This is a genomic window from Paenibacillus sp. ATY16 (assembly GCF_003399985.2).
GTDB lineage: Bacteria > Bacillota > Bacilli > Paenibacillales > Paenibacillaceae > Pristimantibacillus > Pristimantibacillus glycanilyticus.
In genome coordinates, this window is record NZ_NMOK02000011.1 from 1 (window position 1) to 2,383 (window position 2,383).

Annotated in this window: 2 protein-coding genes; one reads left to right on the plus strand and one right to left on the minus strand. The window is 49.9% G+C overall.

The window, feature by feature from the left end:
* Positions 1-211 precede the first annotated feature (211 nt).
* Positions 212-1,030: a MetQ/NlpA family ABC transporter substrate-binding protein gene (locus CFI03_RS06825; RefSeq protein ID WP_201008707.1), complete on the minus strand. Its 819-nt coding sequence runs from the start codon at positions 1,028-1,030 to the stop codon at positions 212-214.
* A 229-nt stretch (positions 1,031-1,259) separates the two neighbouring features.
* On the opposite strand from CFI03_RS06825, the gene glsA reads away from it, so the two are divergent.
* Positions 1,260-2,207, plus strand: coding sequence for a glutaminase A (gene glsA, locus CFI03_RS06830; protein WP_248756916.1), 948 nt, complete (start codon positions 1,260-1,262; stop codon positions 2,205-2,207).
* Positions 2,208-2,383: the final 176 nt, after the last annotated feature.

Here is a 2,383-nt window from a genome sequence, read left to right on the forward strand (position 1 = left end):
ATCCCTACTACACAAACTTCTTGACGCTACCACGAAGTGCAGGATTTTTCGCTAAATTGAGCTTTTATAGATCGTTTTTGCCTCCTTATCCTGCATAATGTGCAGGATAAGATTGGCTATTAAGCTAAATAGCGTTTTTATGCTGTAAATAGTGCAATGTAATTGGCAATATACAAAAAAGCAGCCCGCATGGGCTGCTTTTTTGTATCTATTAAAACGCCGGAAGCGCGATATCGCTGTAATTGTCTTCGAGGAATTTCTTTACTTCAGGGCCGGTCATCCGCTCTGCCAGCTTTTGAATCGCCGGGGAGTTTACGTTGTCCTCGCGTGCGACCAAAGTAATCACGAAGTCGGATTCGCTGCCTTCTTTGATTAAAGCGTCCTTCTTAGGCGTCAGGCCAAGCGGCTTCGCGTAAGCCGGCGTCATGAGCACCATGTCTACGTCATCGATGACGCGGGCCAGCATAAGCAGGTCCACTTCTTTGAATTTATACTTATGCGGATTGTCTACGATATCCGCCTGCGTGGCTTTAATCCCAACTCCTTCTTTCAGCTTAAGCAGGCCGTTGTTCTCCATCATAACAAGCGAGCGTCCGATATTGGACGGATCGTTGGCAATCGCGATGGTTGCGCCATCCGGCAGATCCTCGATTTTTTTATACTTTTTCGAGTAGCCGCCGTATACCGCATTGTAGATCGCTTTAACCGGTACCAGGTTAGCCTTGTTGGTTGCGTTGAAGTCGTTCATGTACGGAACGTGCTGGAAGAAGTTCGCGTCAACCTCTTTATGCTGAAGAGCCGTGTTCGGCTGCACGTTATCCGACAACGTTACAATCTCCAGATTAATGCCGTCCTGCTTCAAGAGCGGCTTCACCAGCTCCAGAATCTCGCTCATCGGCGGGATGAGAACCGCTACCTTCAGGTTCACTTCCTGTCCGGCTTTTCCTTCGTTTGTTGCCTGATTGTCCTGCTTGTCTGGCTTATTATTTTGACCGCATCCCGCGACAATCGCCACAAGGAGTGCGAGCATGACGAGCCCGATTAATTTACTTCTCACGATCCATTCCTCCCGTTTATATCCGGCTAGCTTTATTATCTCTCTCTGCCCTATTTGGCAGTCAGCCGCCTGTAAGACCCAAGTCTAAGCGAGTCCTATTCATAAATCAATCTAGAGATTCGCTCGCACTGTTCGCAATTCGGAATATGAAATATAATATAGAAAATAGAGATTCGAACGGCTTGGAATGGAGGAACCTGCTATGTCATTTACTGCACAAGAACTTGAATTAATAAATCGCCAGCTCCCTGTTTGGGTAGAGGCGAGTAAAGTCCGTTCCGCCTATGGCAAGACAGCCTCCTATATTCCGGAGCTGGCCAAAGCTCCGCAGCATGCGCTTGGCATCCATATGATCGATACAAGCGGGCAAGCTGTTTCGGCCGGCGATTGCGGCCTGGCTTTTACGATGCAAAGCATCTCTAAGGTGTTTACGCTTATTCTCGCCCTGATGGACAACGGGGAAGAAGCCGTCTTTCAAAAGGTCGGCATGGAGCCGACCGGAGACAACTTCAATTCCATGCTAAAGCTGGAGCTTGTCCGTCCCGGCATCCCGTTCAATCCGCTGATCAACGCCGGCGCTATCGCCATTTCTTCCTTGATCCACGGCCGGAATTCGGCTGAGAAGTCCTCACGCATTCTCTCCTTCTTCCAGTCGCTTGCAAGCAACGATACGTTAACGTACGACATGGACGTATACAAATCCGAATCGGATACCGCCAATTTGAACCGTTCAATGGCTTATCTGCTGAAGGACAACGGCGTCCTGGAAGGACAAGTCGAGGACGTGCTGGACGTCTATTTCCGTCACTGCTCGGTTCAGGTTACCTGCAGCGACTTGGCCCGAATGGCCCTTGTCCTTGCGAACAACGGCACCGATCCGGTAACAGGCATCTCCCTTATCCCCCGCCGGTATGTGCAGATCGCGAAGACCTTTATGATCACCTGCGGGATGTACAACGCATCCGGCGAATTCGCCATCCAGGTAGGGCTTCCCGCAAAAAGCGGCGTGTCCGGCGGAATCCTGACGATGGTGCCGGGAAGGCTTGGCATCGGGGTAATTGGTCCGGCTCTTAACTCCAAAGGCAACAGCATCGCGGGAGTCCATCTTCTTGAGACCCTTTCGCGCGAACTGGATTGGAGTTTGTTCTAGAATTATGAGAGAAGTTCCAAGCCCCATAAGACCCTACGAGGGTCTTATGGGGCTCTTTAAGGCTGTTACTTTAATTGATAAGACCCTGATGGGGTCTTATACTCAACCACAATGCGTATTTTCACCGGTTATTCTGCGTTTCGCGGTAGCGTCAAGAAGTTTGTGTAGTAGGGATT